At 46.1% G+C, this 19409-nt stretch carries 16 protein-coding genes; 8 read left to right on the forward strand and 8 right to left on the reverse strand.

Going from position 1 to position 19409, the window contains the following annotated elements; genetic code table 11:
• Positions 1-2: 2 nt before the first annotated feature.
• The 4 genes from cbiB to queG all read left to right on the forward strand — a co-directional run bounded on the left by cbiB (position 3) and on the right by queG (position 6042).
• Positions 3-962 carry an adenosylcobinamide-phosphate synthase CbiB gene (gene cbiB / locus EL262_RS03135; RefSeq protein WP_126464346.1) on the forward strand — a complete coding sequence of 320 codons (960 nt, stop codon included), beginning with the start codon at positions 3-5 and terminating at the stop codon, positions 960-962.
• A gap of 218 nt (positions 963-1180) precedes the next feature.
• Positions 1181-4468: a DUF2723 domain-containing protein gene (locus EL262_RS03140; protein WP_078735763.1), complete on the forward strand. Its 3288-nt coding sequence runs from the start codon at positions 1181-1183 to the stop codon at positions 4466-4468.
• Between the two features lie 23 nt (positions 4469-4491).
• Positions 4492-5106, forward strand: a complete 615-nt coding sequence (locus tag EL262_RS03145) for a polysaccharide deacetylase family protein (RefSeq protein WP_025838217.1) — start codon at positions 4492-4494, stop codon at positions 5104-5106.
• Positions 5107-5118: 12 nt separating this feature from the next.
• The gene (queG, locus tag EL262_RS03150) at positions 5119-6042 is read left to right on the forward strand and encodes a tRNA epoxyqueuosine(34) reductase QueG (RefSeq protein ID WP_234394718.1); all 924 of its coding nucleotides are present in this window, start codon (positions 5119-5121) and stop codon (positions 6040-6042) included.
• A gap of 211 nt (positions 6043-6253) precedes the next feature.
• Here queG and EL262_RS03160 read toward each other — a convergent pair whose 3' ends face one another.
• Positions 6254-6697 (reverse strand): hypothetical protein, encoded by a 444-nt coding sequence (locus EL262_RS03160; protein ID WP_126464347.1) that lies wholly within the window; start codon positions 6695-6697, stop codon positions 6254-6256.
• A complete protein-coding gene (hemG, locus tag EL262_RS03165; RefSeq protein WP_078735762.1) occupies positions 6694-8106 on the reverse strand; it encodes a protoporphyrinogen oxidase in 1413 nt (470 codons plus the stop codon). Before hemG ends, EL262_RS03160 begins: the two co-directional genes overlap by 4 nt.
• Positions 8107-8611: 505 nt before the next feature.
• Between hemG and EL262_RS03170 the strand changes: the two genes are divergently transcribed.
• From EL262_RS03170 to EL262_RS03185, 4 genes are all read left to right on the forward strand, one after another.
• Positions 8612-9223 carry a 50S ribosomal protein L25/general stress protein Ctc gene (locus tag EL262_RS03170; RefSeq protein WP_025838211.1) on the forward strand — a complete coding sequence of 204 codons (612 nt, stop codon included), beginning with the start codon at positions 8612-8614 and terminating at the stop codon, positions 9221-9223.
• Between the two features lie 131 nt (positions 9224-9354).
• Entirely contained in the window at positions 9355-9960 is a 606-nt protein-coding gene (locus tag EL262_RS03175; RefSeq protein WP_025838209.1) for a DUF3109 family protein, read from the forward strand.
• Complete coding sequence (gene pth, locus EL262_RS03180) at positions 9957-10571, forward strand: aminoacyl-tRNA hydrolase (RefSeq protein ID WP_025838207.1); 615 nt, start codon at positions 9957-9959, stop codon at positions 10569-10571. The genes EL262_RS03175 and pth overlap by 4 nt, the downstream gene beginning before the upstream one ends.
• Complete coding sequence (locus EL262_RS03185; RefSeq protein ID WP_078735752.1) at positions 10564-10986, forward strand: RNA-binding S4 domain-containing protein; 423 nt, start codon at positions 10564-10566, stop codon at positions 10984-10986. Before pth ends, EL262_RS03185 begins: the two co-directional genes overlap by 8 nt.
• Before the next feature lie 7 nt (positions 10987-10993).
• On the opposite strand, the gene EL262_RS03190 is transcribed toward EL262_RS03185, so the two are convergent.
• From EL262_RS03190 to EL262_RS03215, 6 genes are all read right to left on the reverse strand, one after another.
• A complete protein-coding gene (locus EL262_RS03190) occupies positions 10994-11620 on the reverse strand; it encodes an IMPACT family protein (RefSeq protein WP_078735751.1) in 627 nt (208 codons plus the stop codon).
• A gap of 15 nt (positions 11621-11635) precedes the next feature.
• On the reverse strand, positions 11636-12253 hold the full coding sequence (locus EL262_RS03195; protein WP_025838203.1) for an HAD family hydrolase: 618 nt from the start codon (positions 12251-12253) through the stop codon (positions 11636-11638).
• A gap of 184 nt (positions 12254-12437) precedes the next feature.
• Positions 12438-12602, reverse strand: coding sequence for a rubredoxin (gene rd, locus EL262_RS03200; protein WP_078735750.1), 165 nt, complete (start codon positions 12600-12602; stop codon positions 12438-12440).
• A 316-nt stretch (positions 12603-12918) separates the two neighbouring features.
• Entirely contained in the window at positions 12919-13962 is a 1044-nt protein-coding gene (locus EL262_RS03205) for a ribonucleotide-diphosphate reductase subunit beta (protein WP_025838201.1), read from the reverse strand.
• Between the two features lie 46 nt (positions 13963-14008).
• Positions 14009-16516, reverse strand: a complete 2508-nt coding sequence (locus EL262_RS03210) for a ribonucleoside-diphosphate reductase subunit alpha (RefSeq protein ID WP_078735749.1) — start codon at positions 16514-16516, stop codon at positions 14009-14011.
• Positions 16517-16740: 224 nt separating this feature from the next.
• Positions 16741-19365 (reverse strand): zinc-dependent metalloprotease, encoded by a 2625-nt coding sequence (locus EL262_RS03215; RefSeq protein WP_159442735.1) that lies wholly within the window; start codon positions 19363-19365, stop codon positions 16741-16743.
• Positions 19366-19409: the final 44 nt, after the last annotated feature.

The following is a 19409-nucleotide window of genomic DNA, read 5'->3' on the forward strand; positions in this document are numbered from 1 at the left end:
GTATGGCATTCGACTTCGATCTACTGATCCCTCTATTCATCGGATTTACACTTGATAGCATCATAGGTGATCCCTATCGTCTCCCACACCCGATACGGGTATTTGGCAATCTCATAGCCTTCTGTGACAAGAAGTTCAACCAAGGGCTTCACAGGAAAGTCAAAGGGGTACTGGTCGCAACAGTACTTGTGCTTCTCACTTATGCAGTCTTTGCACTTATTGAATGGTCTTTAAGAGACTATGATATCCTGAGATGGACCGTTAATTCCGTATTTTTCTTCTACGGTATATGCAATAGAAGTCTTATCGATGAAGCTCTGAAAGTCGAGAAAGAAGTCAACAAAAAGGATATCACCTCCGCCCGGCGTCAAGTAGGCTACATTGTCGGACGGGATACATCCAACCTGTCTTTCCAACAGATACGTACAGCCACCCTTGAGACCCTTGCCGAAAATCTCAGCGACGGTGTGATCGCTCCACTCTTCTTCTATGCCATCGGTGGTGTACCTCTGATGATGGCGTACAAGATGATCAATACGCTCGACTCAATGATCGGTTATAAGAATGACAAATACAGAGACTTTGGCTGGTTTGCGGCGAAAATACTTGACGATACCGCCAATTACCTTCCTGCACGCATCACCGCCCTGCTGATGGTGTCCATCCCTCCGAGTGCGAGGGGATTTCGATCGATCAAGCGGTACGCCCGTCACCACTCAAGCCCCAACTCTGGTTATCCCGAATCAGCCCTGGCCGGGATACTTGATTGTCAGTTCGGTGGACCCAACATCTATCACGGAAAACTGGTCGAGAAGCCGTATATAGGCGATAGCCCAAGAGAATTGACACATACGGACCTCATTAAGTCTTGTATCATCAACGCCCGAACAACGGTGATAATGATACTACTAATCTCACTATTGAGTATAACGATCTCAAACCTCCCGCTATCACTTCAATGATCCTCTCCAAATAAAGATATCACTGATGGCACCCGAAGTATCAACTTTTTCAATGTTCAAAAGACCCTCAGAGTACCATCTTGAATTTGAACTTGGGAAGACAGATAAATCAAGTGTTGTTGTGCGATTTTTGCTAAATTTGCAGAACTTACGATACGTATATAACATAGTTGGAAGGCCTTGAAGCCTTACCGATACCGAATAACTACAATACAGAGATGTTGCAGAAGAAATACAAAAACTGGGAACGCATACTTAGCTATGTCGTCTTTTTACTCTCCACAGTGGTTTATCTCATCACGATGGAAAAATCCTCGAGCTCCTGGGACTGCCCGGAGTTCATCATAACATTTCACAAGTTGGAAGCGGGGCACCCTCCGGGAGCCCCATTCTATATGCTTGTGTACAATTTCTTCTCGCACTTCTTCCCCGGTGATCCATCGTCCATATCTGTGGCCGCAAACGCGATGAGTGCCATACTGAGTGGTCTGACGATCTTGCTTCTTTTCAGGACGATAAGTCACCTCATACGCAGATCTATCATGGTCAGAGAATGGGGAAGTATGCTCTCCGAACTTCCGACCCAAAAGGTGTTAGTATCTCTCGGAGGAGCATTGGTGGGATCACTTCTTTATGCTTTCACAGATACATTTTGGTATAGTGCGGTAGAAGCAGAGGTTTACTCATTCTCCTCCTTCTTCACCGCCCTTGTCTTCTATCTAATGTTGAGATGGGAAGATGTGGCTGATGATGAGGGCTCTGATCGCTGGTTGGTCGCTATTGCGTACCTCATGGGGCTAAGCATCGGAGTACACTTGCTCAACCTCCTTGCTCTCCCTGCCATGGGGCTTTTGTACTACTTCAAGAGGTATGACAACCCTACCCTCAAGGGTGGTATCATTGCGACTGTACTATCATTTGTCCTCATTGCCATCATCATGTTTGGTATAGTACAAGGAGTTCCTGAAGTCGCAGGGTGGTTTGATGTCTTTGCTGTCAATACGCTCGGTCTGCCATTCAACAGCGGGCTCGTGCTACACATCATTCTTCTATTCACAGCACTTATCGGGACTTATATCTCGACCCTCCGTCGACCAGCCAACCTTATGCTTATACGGATAGGATTTTTGGCATCGGTGATTTTGATGGGTATCCCATTTATGGGCTCGGGGTGGATCATCCCTACGCTCATCATCATAGGACTGTCGATATATCTCTTCAAAGCCTCAAGCCTGCACCTGCGTACCATTAACGTGATGGTCATTTCGATGTTTGTGTTCTTCCTTGGCGTGTCTACTTATGGGGTAATACTCATTCGTGCCAATTCGGACATCCCAATGAACCAGAATACACCTTCAAATGTCTTCTCTCTCCGATATTACCTCTCCAGAGACCAGTATGGCAAGAGTCCGTTACTGTATGGTCAGTCTTTTGCTTCTCTTCCTGCGTACGAAAGTGATGGCTCAATGAAGACAAAAGAAAGTACCGTATGGAAGCCGGCACAGAAAAATTCTCCGGAAGATAAGGACCGATACGAGGCAACGACAGTGCGAGAAATAGTCTATCGTGACGACATGAATATGCTCTTCCCTCGTATGTACAACAATACACAGCCTCATTACCCTGAGGGTTATAGGTTGTGGTCGGACATGACAGGAAAGACAATGAATGTCGATGAGAGGGGCTCGTATAAGAGCGTCGAGGTACCGACCTTTGGTGACAACCTCAGATACTTCTTTGCATATCAGGTGAACTATATGTATTGGAGATATTTCTTGTGGAACTTCAGCGGTCGCCAAAATGACCTTCAAGGACAAGGCGAAATCACCAAGGGGAATTGGATAACAGGCATCCCATTCATTGATGCGATTTTCCTCGGACCACAAGACGACCTTCCTGACTTCGTCAAAGACAATAAAGGCTACAACAGATACTATATGTTGCCGTTGATCCTCGGATTGCTCGGGCTTTTCTATCAGATCAATGGACGAAGGAGAAACAAAGAGGCATTTTGGATCACATTGGCTCTTTTCTTTATGACCGGATTGGCCATCGTCATCTATATCAATCAGCCCCCTTATCAAGTGAGGGAGCGAGATTACTCTTTCTCAGGTTCATTCTATGCCTTCTCTATATGGATAGGATTTGCGGTGCCTGCCATATACAGTCTCATCGAACGTTATCTCAAAGACAGAAAAGCAGCAGGAGCCATCATTGCCACAGTGTTGGCAATGGGGGTACCTGCATTGGTCCTTGCAGAGAATTATGACGACCACAACAGGCACGGCAGACGCTTGGCTGCAGACTTCGGGCGTAATTACTTGGAGTCTTGCGAGCCTAACGGCATCATTTTCTGTAACGGAGACAACGACACATTCCCTCTCTGGTATGCTCAGGAGGTAGAAGGTGTACGCAAAGATCTTCGTGTCTGCAACACCTCTTACTTGCAAGCAGATTGGTACATAGAACAGATGAGGAAAGACTCTTACGACTCTAAAGCTCTCCCGATCGCTTGGGGCATGAAAGAGTATGGGGGCGAAAAGAGAAGTTTGGTCTATGTCCTACCCCTTCTCAAGGACACCGTAGATGTGGCGAATGCACTTGCATACGCAGTGTCAGATGATCCAAGACTGAAGAGGATACCTGAGATTGCACAAGAGATAGATCATATCCCAAGTGGCAAACTAAGTTTTGCTTACAACCCTGCAGAACTTTTGGAAAAGAAAATCATCTATCCTTCAGACTCCGCACTTATGGGTGACCAAAAGATGCACTTTGACTTCTCTCAGAAAAAGGTATTGGGCAAGCACGAACTTACCATCCTACACATGTACGAGCAGAGCAAAATGACCAGACCGTTCTATTACTGTATCACTGTGGGAGACTCTGAGCGCTTGGGCATGACGCCCAACTTCCGCCAGACGGGTATGGCTTATCAAGTGATGCCCTTCCGAACACAGGGGACAGGAACCGAAATCGATGTAGATCGGATGTATGACAATGTCAAGAATAAGTTCCGTTGGGGTGGTGCCGACAGACCCGGAGTATATATGGATGAAAATGCACGCCGCACCTGCGAGACCTATCGAAACATGATCTTTGCTCCGCTTGCAGATGCACTCATGGCAAAGGGAGACACCATACGCGCCAAGGAAATCCTAAACCTCTCATTGGAAGCGATCCATCCGGGAGCTGTACCTCACAATTACTCATCACTACCTTTGATCAAGTCTTTCTACAATGCCGGCGACATCGCAAAGGCAGAAGAGATCTCTGCCGCATTGATAGAGAGCGGACTAAGCGCACTGAGATGGTACTATCGTCTTGACACAAGTAAGTTTGTCTCCGTGATCAGAGAGATCGAACTACAATTATACATCATCAGCGAGCTTTTCGAGTTCAACAAAGTAGAGGGCACACTCAAGGAGAAGTATGGAGCGGAGTTTGAGACTTATGAAAAAGAGTACATGCAGTTGAGATCATTCATGGATCGCCAACAAGGCTAAAACAGCCCCCAAAACGGATATCTATGTTGATCGAACGTCCGCCTCTATTCTATCGAATATGCTTCCCTCAAGCCCTTTGGCGCATCAGACAGAAGGGCAAGAAGGTCGTGTATCTGACTTTCGATGATGGTCCTATCCCCGAAGTTACACCATGGGTACTTGAAGTGCTGAGAGAGCGTAGCATCAAGGCCACTTTTTTCTGTGTCGGTGACAATGTCCGCAAGCACCCTGATGTCTTTCGACAAGTACTCGACGAAGGACACAAGGTAGGCAACCACACCTTCAATCATATTCAAGGGATAAAAGTTAGGACAAAAACCTATATCGAGAACACAGAAAAAGCAGATGAGCTGATAAACTCACCCTACTTCAGACCACCTCACGGACACCTTCGTCTGAGGCAACTGCTCAAGCTACGCAAGAAGTACAAGATCATCATGTGGGATCTCGTCACTCGCGATTATAGTAAAAGGATGACACCCGAAAAAACACTCGACAATGTCAAGCGTTACGTCAGAGATGGCTCTATCATAGTCTTTCATGACTCACTGAAAGCGGAGAAAAATCTCAGATATGCTCTTCCTCGAGCATTGGACTATCTCCTTGAAGAAGGGTACTCGTTCGAATTTTTACCCTAACCCATGAACGATGTGGTCTTAAGACTCGATGATATCGCCACAGAGTTGGGGATAGATCGTGTCGGGGTGGCATCTCTTATGTCCCCTGTCGAAGATCGATATATGGACAAGTATGACAAGTGGATTGCCGAGGGCAAGCACGCGGACATGTCCTATCTTGTCGAACACCGTTCGCTCAGAGAAGATCCACGTACCCTGCTTCCGGAAGCACGTACCATGATCGTGTGTGCGGTTAGCTATTATCCGACAGCACTACAAGCTCCCGATGCACCACAGATATCCAAGTATGCTTATGGCAGGGACTATCACAAGGTGCTGAAAAAAGTCCTGACCTCTTTTGCCGAACGTATGACAGATACATTCGGATCACATACCTATAGAGTGTGTATTGATACAGCCCCCATTTCCGAAAGATATTGGGCACAAAGAGCCGGAATAGGCCACATTGGGAAAAATCAAAATCTCATCATCCCCAAAATTGGCAGTTATATTTTCCTTGGAGAGATACTGACCAGTTTGGATCTCACGCCATCCGACCCCGTTCATCGCAGTTGTGGGAGCTGTACCAAGTGTATCGAAGCCTGTCCTACCCAAGCACTATCATCAGAAGGGCTTGATGCCCGACGTTGCTTGTCTTATCTGACGATCGAGCACAGGGGAGAGATTCCATCCGATTTACGCGCCGCTCTCGGCTCACGTATTTATGGATGCGACACGTGTCAAGATGTATGTCCCTACAACCACCGACCGATCAAGACACGCCTCTTCCCGGCATCATCCAAGATTCTGACCCTGTCGGAGGATGATATCCGAAACTTTGATGAAGAGACATACGCATCACTCTTCTTCGGTTCGGCAGCTACCCGAGCTAAGTACGAAGGAATGAAGCGAAACATCGAAATATACTTCGAAAACAAACGAAGAAAGGAGGAGTGACTTTAATCACTCCTCCTTTCTTCGTTTTAACTCTTTGTAGACCGGAATCCCCACAAATGCTCCACTCATGAGAATGATCACAATGAGCGGGCCATCGATCCGAGGACTATTTGTCAGCAATATATAGATCAAGAAAAACCACAGCAAAACGATACAAACGATCTGCGAGGTAGACAGTCGACGACGAGGCCTTCTGCTTTTAAGATGATTATTACGCTCCAAGTCCGTTACTGTTTGGGTTCAGAAAGAGATAAAGTGCCAAAGCCCCTAATATGAGAGCCACAATAAGTATAATAACAAGCAGTTGTACCCATAGTGGAGCATCCTTCATGAACGGCAAAGGACTGTACCACTTTTTATTGTCGACGGTGTCAGAGCCGGGGATCTGCCCTCCTGCAATGAGAGCATCCACAGCCTTCTGCCGATCAGAGCTACGTACCATGACAGATACCCCTCTATCTCCGAGATAAGCACTTCCGACGGCACTGTATATGGTCTCACCTTCGACAAGAGCCTCTATGTCATAAGTAGACAAGTACCCCACTACACCATAAGCAGCCTGCAGACTGTATGTGGTATAGACCTCGACCAGTGTCACAGGATCGTCTGCCTGAGACATTTGATTTTCAAGACCTTGTTCTTTCATTTCCATCATATCATTCTGTTCTTGAGGAAAGACTCTGCAACAGCCTTTCCAAGGTTAGTACCCTGAGTGATCCTATGTGCCAATCCTATACCTTCGGACAAGCCTCCGGCAAGATGCAGACCGGTATAAGTACTCTCCAACTCCCTCATCCTCTCCAGTCGCTGTTCGGACGAAGCCATATACTGAGGGATTGCCTTTTCGTACCGAGAGACATGTATCAGACTTGGCTCTACCTCCTTAGGGATCTTCATCATGTCATAAAGTTCGCCCAGCCCGATCTTGACAATCTCATCCTCTGACAAGCCTCTGAACTCATCGGCATTCCTTATACCCTCCATAAATATAGTAAACAATGCGCTATCATCATACGGCACACGCCCACGAAAACACGAAGAGGGAAAAAGAATACCCAGGATTTTCCTTTTTTCTCGACTCGGGACAAGCCCACCGAAAGCATTTCGCCTTACACTCGGCAGGTGATCAAAACCGACAGCAATCTCAGTGATCGGAGCATATTCGAGCGAAGAAATGGGTAAAAGTGACGAAGCGATCTCCTTCGGTAGCACATCCTCAAGCAAATCTGCCCGTACCGTGGAGATCACATGGCTGACCCTCACAGCAGAAGCGACATCACCGGTCTCATAGGTGATGTCCCAGCAATTGGGAGACACATACGAAGTGGTGATCTTCTCTACCCCCGTGAGGATCGTCCCCATACGAGAGATCTTCGTCACAAGTGCGGAGACGAGATTTTCGAGCCCTCCCTCTGCCGAGAAGACCTCTTTTGTGGCTTTCCGATCTCTGTCCGACTTAGGCTGTTTGGCTTTTTTTATCGCTCCTTTTATGAAGCTCCCATATTCTTGTTCGAGCTGATACAATTTTGGCAAAGCAAACTGTGTTGTGAGTTTGAAAGGATCACCTGCATAAATCCCCCCGATGAAAGGATCTACGGCATAGTCGACAAAACTCTGTCCCAAGCGTCTGGCAGCAAGATCACCCACACTCTCATAGGGATCAGTACCCTTCTTACGAAAAGGCTCAAGAAGTATCCGAAACTTATCTTTCAAGGTAAAGAGAGGCGTCAAAAGTCCCCCTACAGGCCCCGAAGGGATCGTATGGAACCTCTTTCCCTTCCATATCCATCGATATGCAGCCTCCTTTTGGGCCGTCTCCAAGACAGCAAGAGGCGAAGCATACTCAAATAGTTCTGCCACCTCGGAAGTAGACATCGCTCCCGTATTGGGCCCGACTTCAAAAGTGTAACCCTTCTCTCTAAGGGTGCGAATCTGCCCTCCCACTCGATGTTCTTTTTCAAACATGATGAAGGGGATCCCCGCTTGTTCGAGCCGGGCGGCAACAGACAAACCCGTGATACCGGTGCCTATGATTGCCACTTGAGGCTCTGATTGTTGATTCATCAGCATTCTACGATATATTATTTTGAGCTCCTAAAATTAAGACTCAAGTTGTACAAAACTCATGCAGTGTGGACCAAGGTAAAAGCATACAGTCGCGATAGTAAGTCCGACACAAGTAGTTGCTTCAAGAACAAAAATAGCCCGATGGGGGTTCAAGGTCAAAGGATCCTCGCAATTAAGTCTTACGACTCGTTTCATCAAGTCTTACGACTTTCGAGATCGAATCTTACGACTTTTTTGAGAGGCTTTACACCGCAATGTACCAAGTCAACAACTCCGACAAATATAGTTCTTTTCAAAAAAGGGTGAGATGTACACAACAAAATTTTACCAAAGCTCGGCAAAAATAAGACCAACTTGGCATCGTTAAGGCCATTTGGTGAAGTCATATAGTCTGAGGATCAAATATTTTTCGTACCTTTGCTATGCTTTTTCAAAAGCCCTGTCGTGTGATGGGAGATTAGTGAAGAGGCTAATTTTGAGTAACACAAAAAACAGACAAGAAATGAAAACATTCCAACTATCAGCAGAAGTTCGTACGGACTTAGGCAAGAAGGGCTCTAAGGCTCTCAGAAAACAAGAGCTTATCCCTGCAATCCTTTACGGATTCAACGACAACACAGCTCTTACTGTGTCTCAAGATGCAGTACGTAAGCTCATCTACACTCCTGACATTTATCTCATCGAGATGACTGTCGGTGGCGCAACAAAGACTTGTATCCTTCAAGACATCCAATTCCACCCCGTAACAGACAAGATCCTTCACATCGACTTCCTTGAAGTCAAGGCAGACAAACCTATCATCATCGAGGTACCTGTCGTCCTTGAAGGTCATGCTGTCGGTGTACGTGCCGGTGGTAAGCTCAGCCTCGATATGCGTAAGCTCAAGGTTAAAGCTCTTTACAGCAATGTTCCTGAAAAGTTGACTATCGATGTATCTAAGCTCGGCCTTGGTAAGACTATCCAAGTAGGTTCGCTCAGCTTCGAAAACATCGAACTCCTCAACGCAAAGAACGCAGTCGTTGCTGCTGTACGTCTTACTCGTGCTGCTCGTGGTGCTGCTGCTAAGGCTGCTCTCGAGGCTGAAGACGAAGACGCTGAAGAAGGCGAAGAGTAATCCCCCCTTATCGCCTGTATACAAAACAGACAATAAGATAACATCACAGGAAAAGGGTCAAGAGACACACGATTAAGTCTGTCCTTGGCTCTTTTCCATTTGTGTCGGCACAGGTTGCCTCTCCAACTTTTATGATAGAGATAGAAAATACTATAGTCAGTACCGAAGTCATAGAGACGTTCTTCTGCTGTGACCTGAAGAAGTGCGGTGGAGCTTGTTGTATCGAAGGAGAATCCGGAGCTCCATTGTTGGAGGTAGAGAAGGATTTGATATGCCAAGCCTACCCTCTCGTCGAACACCTCCTGCCTCAAAAGAACAAAGACTACATCTCCGAGCATGGTCTCATGTACTATGATGGAGACGGAGACCTCGTCACAAACATCATCGATGGTGGCGAGTGCGTCTTCACCTGCCCGGAAAAAGGTGGAAGCTGTCGTTGTGCATTCGAAAAGGAATACAACGAGGGGAAAAATGACATCTTTTACAAACCAATCTCTTGTCATCTCTACCCCATAAGACTGACACAGTACACAGACTTCATTGCAGTGAATTATCACCGTTGGTCACCGATCTGTGAGCCGGCAAGGGCTCTCGGAGAGAAATTGGGACTTAGGTTATACAAATTCTTGAAAGAGCCATTGATACGCGCTTTTGGCGAAGAGTGGTATGAGAAGTTGGAACAAGAGGCAGAAGTCTATTTGAATGCCTTAGAGCAAGAAAAAAAGGACAAGAAATGAGTAACAATAAATATCTCATCGTAGGACTGGGAAACGTGGGGGAAGAGTACTGTGGGACTCGTCACAACATCGGCTTCAGAGTGGTCAATCACCTTCATCCCGAGGGTATCCCTGCCTTCGTGGATGGGCGATATGGTGCGACAGCCCGCATGAGGGTCAAAAACAAAGAATTGGTTCTACTCAAACCCTCAACATACATGAACCTCAGTGGCAACGCCGTCAGGTATTGGATGGAAAAAGAAAACGTAGCCCTCGAAAATGTATTGATCATTGTAGACGAGTTGGCTCTGCCATTTGGTACCCTGAGACTAAAGACAAAAGGAAGTGCAGGAGGGCATAACGGTCTCAAGCACATTTCGGCCACTCTCGGTACCGAAGCCTACTCACGACTGAGATTCGGTATAGGATCGGACTTTCACAAGGGTGGGCAGGTGGATTTTGTGCTATCACCTTTTACTGAAGAAGAAGAAAAGGAAATCCCTGCATTTTGTGATGAAGCAGCAAAGATCATCCATTCATTCTGCCTTGCAGGACCTGCCATCACAATGAATGCTTTTAACAAAAAAGGAGTAGGCAAAGCTCCTCAAACACTACGCCCAAACGATGAATGAGGTCAGGATAGATAAGTGGCTCTGGGCAACACGTCTGTTCAAGACTCGCTCAATAGCGGCAGATGCGTGTAAGAAAGGCAGGGTTTTTGTAAGAGATACTGCTGTCAAACCGTCAGCAATGATAAAGGTCGGAGATGTCGTTAGGGTACGTAAAGCACCTATCACACTCTCCTTCGAAGTACTTGCACTGACCCAAAACCGTATGGGAGCCAAGCTCGTACCAGAATTTCTGAAGAATATCACGCCACCCGAAGAGTATGAAGCTCTAGAACTCCAAAAGCTTTCGGGATTTGTGGATAGAGCAAGAGGCACAGGGCGTCCGACAAAGAAAGAGCGACGAGATTTGGAACAATTCATCACTCCCGATGACTTCTACGACTGGTGGAGCGATGATGAAACAGAAGAGGATGAATGATCGTAAATCATTCATCCTCTTCTGTTTTCTTTTTTACGCTCAACTTGTAAAGCGTCTCTGCCTCCTGCTCGAATCGTTCGACATCCCTATCATAAACATCCACCGTCCAAATATAACCATTGACATCAGTATCACTGTCTATCGTGATGGCACCATAATTTCGCAGAAGCATCATCACGGGATTGATGTAGTCAAAATCAAACTCCAACACATATCTTGTGAGCAGCTCGTGCTCGACAATCTCTGCAGCATCGAGAGCTTCGAGTGCCGCCGCTTTATAAGCCTGAATGAGCCCTCCTGTACCCAACTTCACCCCACCAAAATAACGAATGACAACCACAAGAGTATTGGTAAGCTCTTTACTATGGATTTGACCCAAAATTGGCTTGCCCGCTGTAGATGATGGCTCTCCATCATCATTGAGTCGCTCCACCCTACTCTTCTCACCACATACATATGCCCAACACACGTGACGGGCATCGTAATACTCTTTACGTATCGCTTCGATATGCATGGCTGCCTCCTCCTCCGAGGATATCGGAAAAGCAAAAGATATGAACTTACTCCTCTTCTCCGTAAAAATACCTGATGACGATGCAGCAATCGTTTTGTAAGAAAATATAAGACCTCCCATACAATATTGAATGTATCAAAGCATCTTTCGAAGCACAGATGTCCAATCCTCTCCGTTTTCGGGACAATAAGTCACAAAACCTAAAGAGCGTGCCACACGGACATTCTCGGGTCCATCATCAATAAACAGTGTCTCACCGGGATCTATACCGGCATCTTTGATAATGTGCTCAAAGAGCCTTATCTCAGGCTTGCACATCCCCAATTTACACGAAGCATACACCTTCTCAAAGTAGGTATCGAGAGGTCTGCCATTCGGAAGAAATGTGGGAGAGTTTGCCCACTTATAGACATAGTCGTTGGTATTTGAGATCAAAAAGAGACGAAGATCCTTGGGGAGTTCTTCAGAGATAAAGTCAAACTTGTACGGTTGCACCTCTCTCACGAAGTCCAACAGAGCCCTGAACACATCCTCCTCAGATATATTACGCCCATAAACCTCGGAGAGTTTCTCGGCGAAAGAAACCGAATCATATCGTCCCAGTTCGAGGTCAAGAAAAAGCCCCGATTGACAATAAGGATCAAGCATCTCATCAGCATCATGTATCCCCAAAGAGCGGAAGTGTGCCACGCTCTTATCTCTGGTCAACCTGATGAAAATCCCCCCAAGGTCAAATAGTAAATTCTTTATCATAAATCGTGTATCATTGAGTGCCCTGCTCCGACATCGAGGCAAGCCTCCGCAAAGGTCGTAAGAAAAACGGAATGTTCCCTAAAAACAGATAAAAGAAAAATAAAAAGATAAGGGACTGTGTCGAAATCATAGTCACGACACAGTCCCTTTTATCTTATTCCAAGCTTAAAGGCTGGGGTAAGTATTATTCTTCAACAAGAACGAAGTCTTCCTTACCTGCACCACAGACTGGGCATACCCAATCATCTGGAATATCTTCAAACGCAGTTCCTGGAGCGATACCGCCATCTGGGTCGCCTTCAGCTGGATCGTAGATCCAACCGCATGGTTCACATAGCCACTTTTTCATGTTAAATAAAGTCTTATAGATTAGTAAAATTTTCTTCTGTTGTAAGACCATTTACACATAGCCTCACATTGGGACTTCAAAGATAACAACAATTTTGATACTTTGAAAGAGTTGAAAGGACATTAGCTCATTTTAAGTCTCGTTCGATGACAAAATGAATAAGAATACTCAATCTCTCAACTCCTGTTTTTTAAAGTTACATCCTAATATAAAAAAGGGCAGTATTGTTCTATAGAATCAACACTGCCCCCAATAGTAGCGACTTATTCTCTTCAAAATCGCCCCTCTTGACAAAGAGACAAACAATTATGATGGATTATAGGTCATCTTCGATAGCGGTAGACTTAGCGTAGGCACTTGGTTTGGCCTCGAAGAAGTCTGTCTTGATGAGATTTGCATTACTGTACTGAGACACCCACTTCATGCTCTCTGGCTCATCATCATAACCTTCATAGATAGTACCGAGATTGATGCTACGAGACCTCTGGTTAGCGAGATATTTGATATAATCTCTGACCATTTGCTTATTCAAGCCTTCGATCTCATCACCGATGACGTAGTCCCCCCAGTTCATTTCTTGCTCTGCACCCTCCTTGATCATCTCACGATAGATGGTCTTATTTTCTTCCGTAAAGAGTTCAGGCATCTCATTTTGAAGCTCGAGGATCATTGATCTGAACAACCAAAGGTGGGTGTTCTCATCACGATTGATGTATCTAATCTCTTGTACCGATCCGGGCATCTTTCCATTACGTCCGAGATTGTAGAAGAACATAAATCCGGAGTAAAAGTAGACACCTTCGAGGATATAGTTGGCCACCATGGTCTTGAGCAATTGTTCAGGACTCTTGTTTTCTTGGAACTCATTGTAGATGTCCCCTATAAACTTGTTACGAGCAAGGAGGTGCTCATCATCCTTCCATTGATAGAGGATGGTCGTACGCTCTTCGGGCGAACATATCGTATCCAGCATATAGCTGTATGACTGAGAGTGTACAGCCTCCTGAAACGCTTGTATGGTGAGACAGAGGTTAACCTCGTTGGCAGTGATATACTCTCCGACATAAGGGAGATTTGCGGTCTGAATACTGTCAAGGAAAATAAGGAACGAAAGAATCTTGTCATAAGCAACTTTCTCTTGAGGAGAAAGAAGACGATAGTCCTTGACATCCTGACTCATGTTGATCTCTTCCGGAATCCAGAAGTTGTTCATCGCTTGTCTATACCAAGCCGAAGCCCAACTGTACTTCATGTTATTGAAGTCGTTAAGATTGGTCGTATTTCCATTGATCAGACGACGCTTATTCACCTCGACGTCACCGTACTCGTTGAAAAGAGCTTTTTTCTTTAGTTCTTGCATATCTTGTCATTTTTTGTTGTTAGATAATATAGTGATCCTTGGAGGCTTAAGCGGAGCAGGTCTCGCACTCTTCGACTTCAAGAGATTTGCTTCGGACGTAGTAGAGGGTCTTCACCCCTTTGCTCCATGCCCTCAAATAAAGATCCATGACACCTCGGAAGGTGACAGTCTGATCGATATACAGATTGACAGACTGTGCCTGATCCAAGTGACGTTGACGAACGGCTGCTGCATCAACGACCCAGTTTTGATCTATCTGATGAGCCGTCTTATAGAGCCAAAACGTATCATCAGACAGTTGTGGAGCGACACGAGGGACGATACTTCCCTTCTTCTCTTCGAGGAAATAACGATTCATAACCGGGTCAGTACCTGCCGTAGTACCGGCAATGATAGAAGTCGAGCTTGTGGGGGCTATCGCCATCAAGTAGCCGTTGCGCATGCCTTTGTTATGCACCTCGGCAACAAGAGCCATCCACTTCTCATCATTATAGTTACGATCTCTGAAGTAATCTCCATTGTCCCAGTCACTACCCTTGAAGTGAGAGTACATACCCTTCTCTTCAGCCAAACGACAAGAAGACTGTATGGTATAGTAATTGATCTTCTCAAAGACTTCATCCATAAACACCAAGTGCTCGTCACTCTCCCAACGGATCCCATGCTTGGCGAGCAGATGATGGTATCCACTCGTACCCAACCCTATGGGGCGCATTCTCTGATTGGTGATCTCCGCATAGGGGATAGGATAGAAGTTTAGGTCGATGACATTGTCCAATGCTCTTACAATCGTGCTGATGACTTCCTGCATCTCCTTGTCATCTTTGACATTGATATTACCGAGGACAAGGGAAGCAAGATTACAAACGACAAAATCCCCGGGGATTGTCTCTTCGACAACGATATCTTGCCCATCCTCGACCTTGATGATCGTTTGCTTTGTCTTGATGGCCTTCTGATTCTGGGCGATCTCAGTACATAGATTCGAACAGTAAATAAGCCCCTGATGCTTGTTCGGATTGAGTCTGTTGACGGTATCTCTGTTGAAAATAAATGGAGTACCTGTCTCGACGGCAGACTTGATGAGCAACCTCATGAGATCTTTTACCTTGATGGCACGCTTGGAGATGCGGTTATCTTGGAGACATTCGTTATAACGTCTCTCCCACTCTTCTCCGTAGTAATCTTCGAGACTATACCCCTTGGCTGTTTTGACTTCATGAGGGCACATCATGTACCAATTACCGTCGATATCCTCCTGTACCATTCGCCAGAACAAGTCTGGGAAACAAACTCCTGGGAAGACATCGTGCGCCTTCATGCGATCGTCACCATTATTGGTACGGATCTGAAGGAACTCAGGCATATCCTTGTGCCAAACATCAAGATAAATAGCAACAGAGCCCTGACGCACCCCAAGCTGGTCGACAGCAATGGCTGTATCATTACAGAGTTTGATCCACTTCAGGACTCCACCTGCCACACCTTTGAACCCCCTGATATCACTTCCCACAGCACGGACTTTGCCCATATAAATGCCCATACCACCACCAAACTTGGAGACTTGGGCAAAGTTATTGATTGTCCTATATATACCTATGAGACTATCTGGCATCACGTCCTCAAAACAGCTGGAAAGCTGACTGAGTGGCTTACGAGCGTTGCTCATCGTGGGCGTAGCCATAGTGACCTTGAGTGTGCTGATGATGTCATAGATCTTCTTTGCCCACTCGACCCTGCGCTCGCCCTCAGGGATGGCAAGGTGCATCGCGATCCCCATGAACATCTCTTGAGGTCTTTCCAACAACTGATGGTTGTGATTGGTGATCAAATACCGTTTACAGATCAGATGTAGAGAACTATATGTAAGAAGATTATTGCGTGACTCATTCAAGTAAGCCTCAAGCTCTTGGACATCATCGAAGTTGTAAGCATCCAGCATATATGCACCATACAGCCCTTCGTTGGTGAGGTAGCGTAGCTTATCGTGCAAGGAAGTCAATCCGAGGTCATGCTCCTGCTGTCTGATACTACGCTCTGTCTTCAGTAAAAGTAAGCGAGACGACACAAACTCCCAGTTGGGAGCTTCCGGTGTGATGAGTTCGACAGAAGCTTTGATAAGGGTATCAAGGATATTGACATCGTCCTTGTAGAAAGCCTGAAACTTAACCAACAACAGCTCCAGACTGTACTGACGTGCGCTATAAGAAGCCTGAACATCCTTCAAGAGACGGATGATTTCCTCATCACTGATGATCTTCCTAAAGTTTTCGATCACAGCTCGGAACTCCCCTCGCTTGTCTCGATAGAGGATATAAGCCTTGGCCACTTTGTAGTAGCCTCTCTTCATCAACTCCGTCTCAACCATGTCCTGAATAGTCTCCACCGTGATGGAGTCTCTTCCTACAAGTTGTTCACCAAGATATTCACAGATAAGATCCAGGTCACTATCTTCTATCTTCTCTTCACAAGCCAAAAATGCTCTGTTTATGGCTCTCTTAATCTTGTCAAACGTAAAGTCTTCCTGCCGGTGGTCTCGCTTAATTATCTTCATTATTTCAGAATATTAAATCATTAGTTCAAGAAAAAACAGGCGGATATACACCTGTCTTTTCACTGTTCAAAAGTAGTAAAAATTTTTCCAATTTCGGCTTGCCAAAGACAGAGAAGTAACGAATAAATAATAAAAAATCAAAAGAGGATATTTGACAAAACCTCGTCAAATATCCTCTCTCTATTGATTCTCAGAGGGATGTTGCCATCCTCATTTCTTTATGATCAGTGATCGAGCAAGTCTTTGAATTTTTCTTCCCAAAGTTTATAGAAGTTACGTGTCTTCGCATCAGATGTAGAGGCTGCACGCTGACGATAGAGCTTACGGACATCGTTCAGTTTGGCAAGAATTGCCGGCTTCACTTCATACTCTGCAGGACGAGCCGGCATGATATTGATACGCACGAATGAGGTCTGATCTTGCTTATGCTCTGCACCCAAAGCACAAGAAGCACAGCTATGACAAGGCATTGTGGTGAAGAGCGCATCGACGGTCTCTTGTGCTTCGGTCAGTCTCTTCTGTGCCGAAGCAGCCGCTGCACTCTTTGGCGATCCATAAGCAATGAGAGTCCTGATGCCGGCATCCTCGATGGCAATATCGATATCCGAGAGCTTGCGACCTGCATAGGATGCAGCATAGATTTCACGAGTCGCGTCATTAAGCATCTCTTCGAGAGAATACTTTGTACTCTTTTTGGCACGATTACCTTCGATCACGCCGAGGAGGCGGTATGGTGCCAAGAGGTCTGAGATCACAGAAGGCACTATCGCGTAGTAGACAGCCGCAGCCTTTGCGTGACCCGATGCATCATAACTCTGAAGGGTCTCGCTATCGTAGAGCCAATTGTTCATCTCTCTAAGATTAGAGACAACCCACTTGATGGCTTGTTTTTGGCGAGACTTATCGACATAGTACACAGGATACTGTCCATCCCCTTGTCTGTTTTCGTAGTACATACGACCACCCACAAATGGAGTGACATGTCTGAGGTGACGGAGGAACTGTTGTACCATGTCTCTGTGAGCTTCTTCGAGGTTATCAGCCCTCTTACCGGGTTCACTCAACCACTCCTTGTAGTGCTTCATGATGTACTTCATGTTAGAGATCGCGTTCGTACCGGCCTTGATCTGATCGTTACTCAAGTCTTCTGTCTGAGCGGTAGGGTCGAGCGTGATGATCTGCTGAGCACCGAAGACATACATAGGGTCATGTTTCTTTGCATCTATCCAAGAAGAAAGCACAGAGTACTCATCTCTGAAGTCCTTTGCGCCCGGGATGAGACGATAACCCCAGTTGATGGCATGGATGTCATACACACCGATGAGGGGTGGAGTGAGTCTTACCCCTTTTTCAAAGTCTCCGGGCTGTGCTACGAAGTTGTTACGAGCATAGTCCATGATACTTGGAGTAGTACCATACTTTTGGGTAAAGGCAGGATCTCTGAGCTGCTCCACCGTAAATGCGTGCGAAGCCCCCATGTTGTGCATCAGACCGAGGGTATGGCCTATCTCGTGTGCAGCCACATATCTCATAGACTCCGCCATCACTTCGTCAGGGAATCGAGTCGTGCGGACACGCTTATCGACAGCAGCGGTCTGGGTGAACCTCCAGTTGTGTAGGAGCTGTGTGAGGTTGTGATACCAGATGACATCGGCATTGAGGATCTCACCGCTTCGTGGGTCTACATAGCTGGGGCCCATGGCATTGGCAATGGTTGTCGTTGCGTACTTGACACAAGAGTAACGCAAGTCATCGGGATCAAAGTTTGGATCCTCCGCAGCAGATGGGTAATCCTTGACGATGACAGCATTCTTGAAGCCGGCCTGCTCAAAAGCGATGTTCCAGTCCAAGATACCGGCCTTGACAGCACCTTTCCACTTTGCAGGGAAGACAGTGTCGACATAGAACACAATAGGCTTGATAGGCTCTACGAGTTCGCCTCTGAAATAAGCATCCTTATCCTTAGGCTCGAGCCTCCATCTGTGGATGATTTGATAAGGATCAAGTTTGTCGAGGTTCGTCGTAAATCTCAGGCGATTAGATGAGAAGTAACCCACTCTGTTGTCCTGAAGTCTCATACGCATAGGCTCTTCAGGCAAGATCACCACCGACCTGTGAGTCTCGATGGTATAGGCCTTATCCATACTGCGGAAAGACATGATGTTCTTGACTTCGACATTTTTTGGGAAACTCTTCACGCTACTGAACTGCGAAGCCTGAACGATCTGAGTACCACCATTACGGCCGGCCTTGGCTATGGGAGAAATATTGGACTCCGCACCCAAGAAGAAAGAAGTCATGTCAATGACAGCATTATCGCCATTGCTCACAACGACATCAAACACCCTGAGGATAGGAGCACTGAAATTTTTCTTGAACGATGGTGCGATAGGATCATCCTCATCAATAGTATTGACAGTGGGGACATAATACATGAAGACCTTCTTGCCCTGTTTTTCCAACTTGAAGAGGAGAGGATCAGTCACCATCTGCCCGGCAACGAAGTCTGTGTTGTCCGAAGTCTTAGAGATACGATTGGAAATCAACAGATCCTTACCATAGATGGAATCATTGAGCTCAAAGTAGAGCTTATCATCCTTCAATATAGTGCGCACCAAGCCATCGGACATTGAAGCCCCGGCTGTGAGCTCCGAATACTTTCGAGCATCCTGAGAGGGTGCTTTACCTTGATTTTTCTCGGCTTCCTCTTTAGCCTTCTGACGCTTACTCTTGAAGATTTTCTTGACATTGATGTCCACAGGGCGTTCGGGCACAACACTTTGAGCCGAAACCTCCATGCCACCCAATGACACAACGAGCAAAGCGGGTAGTAAAAAACGATGTTTCATTGAAAGATTTAGTTTAATTATATGATATATATATTGTGCGCAAA

It is taken from the genome of Porphyromonas cangingivalis, from assembly GCF_900638305.1.
In the GTDB taxonomy this organism is placed as follows: Bacteria; Bacteroidota; Bacteroidia; order Bacteroidales; family Porphyromonadaceae; genus Porphyromonas_A; species Porphyromonas_A cangingivalis.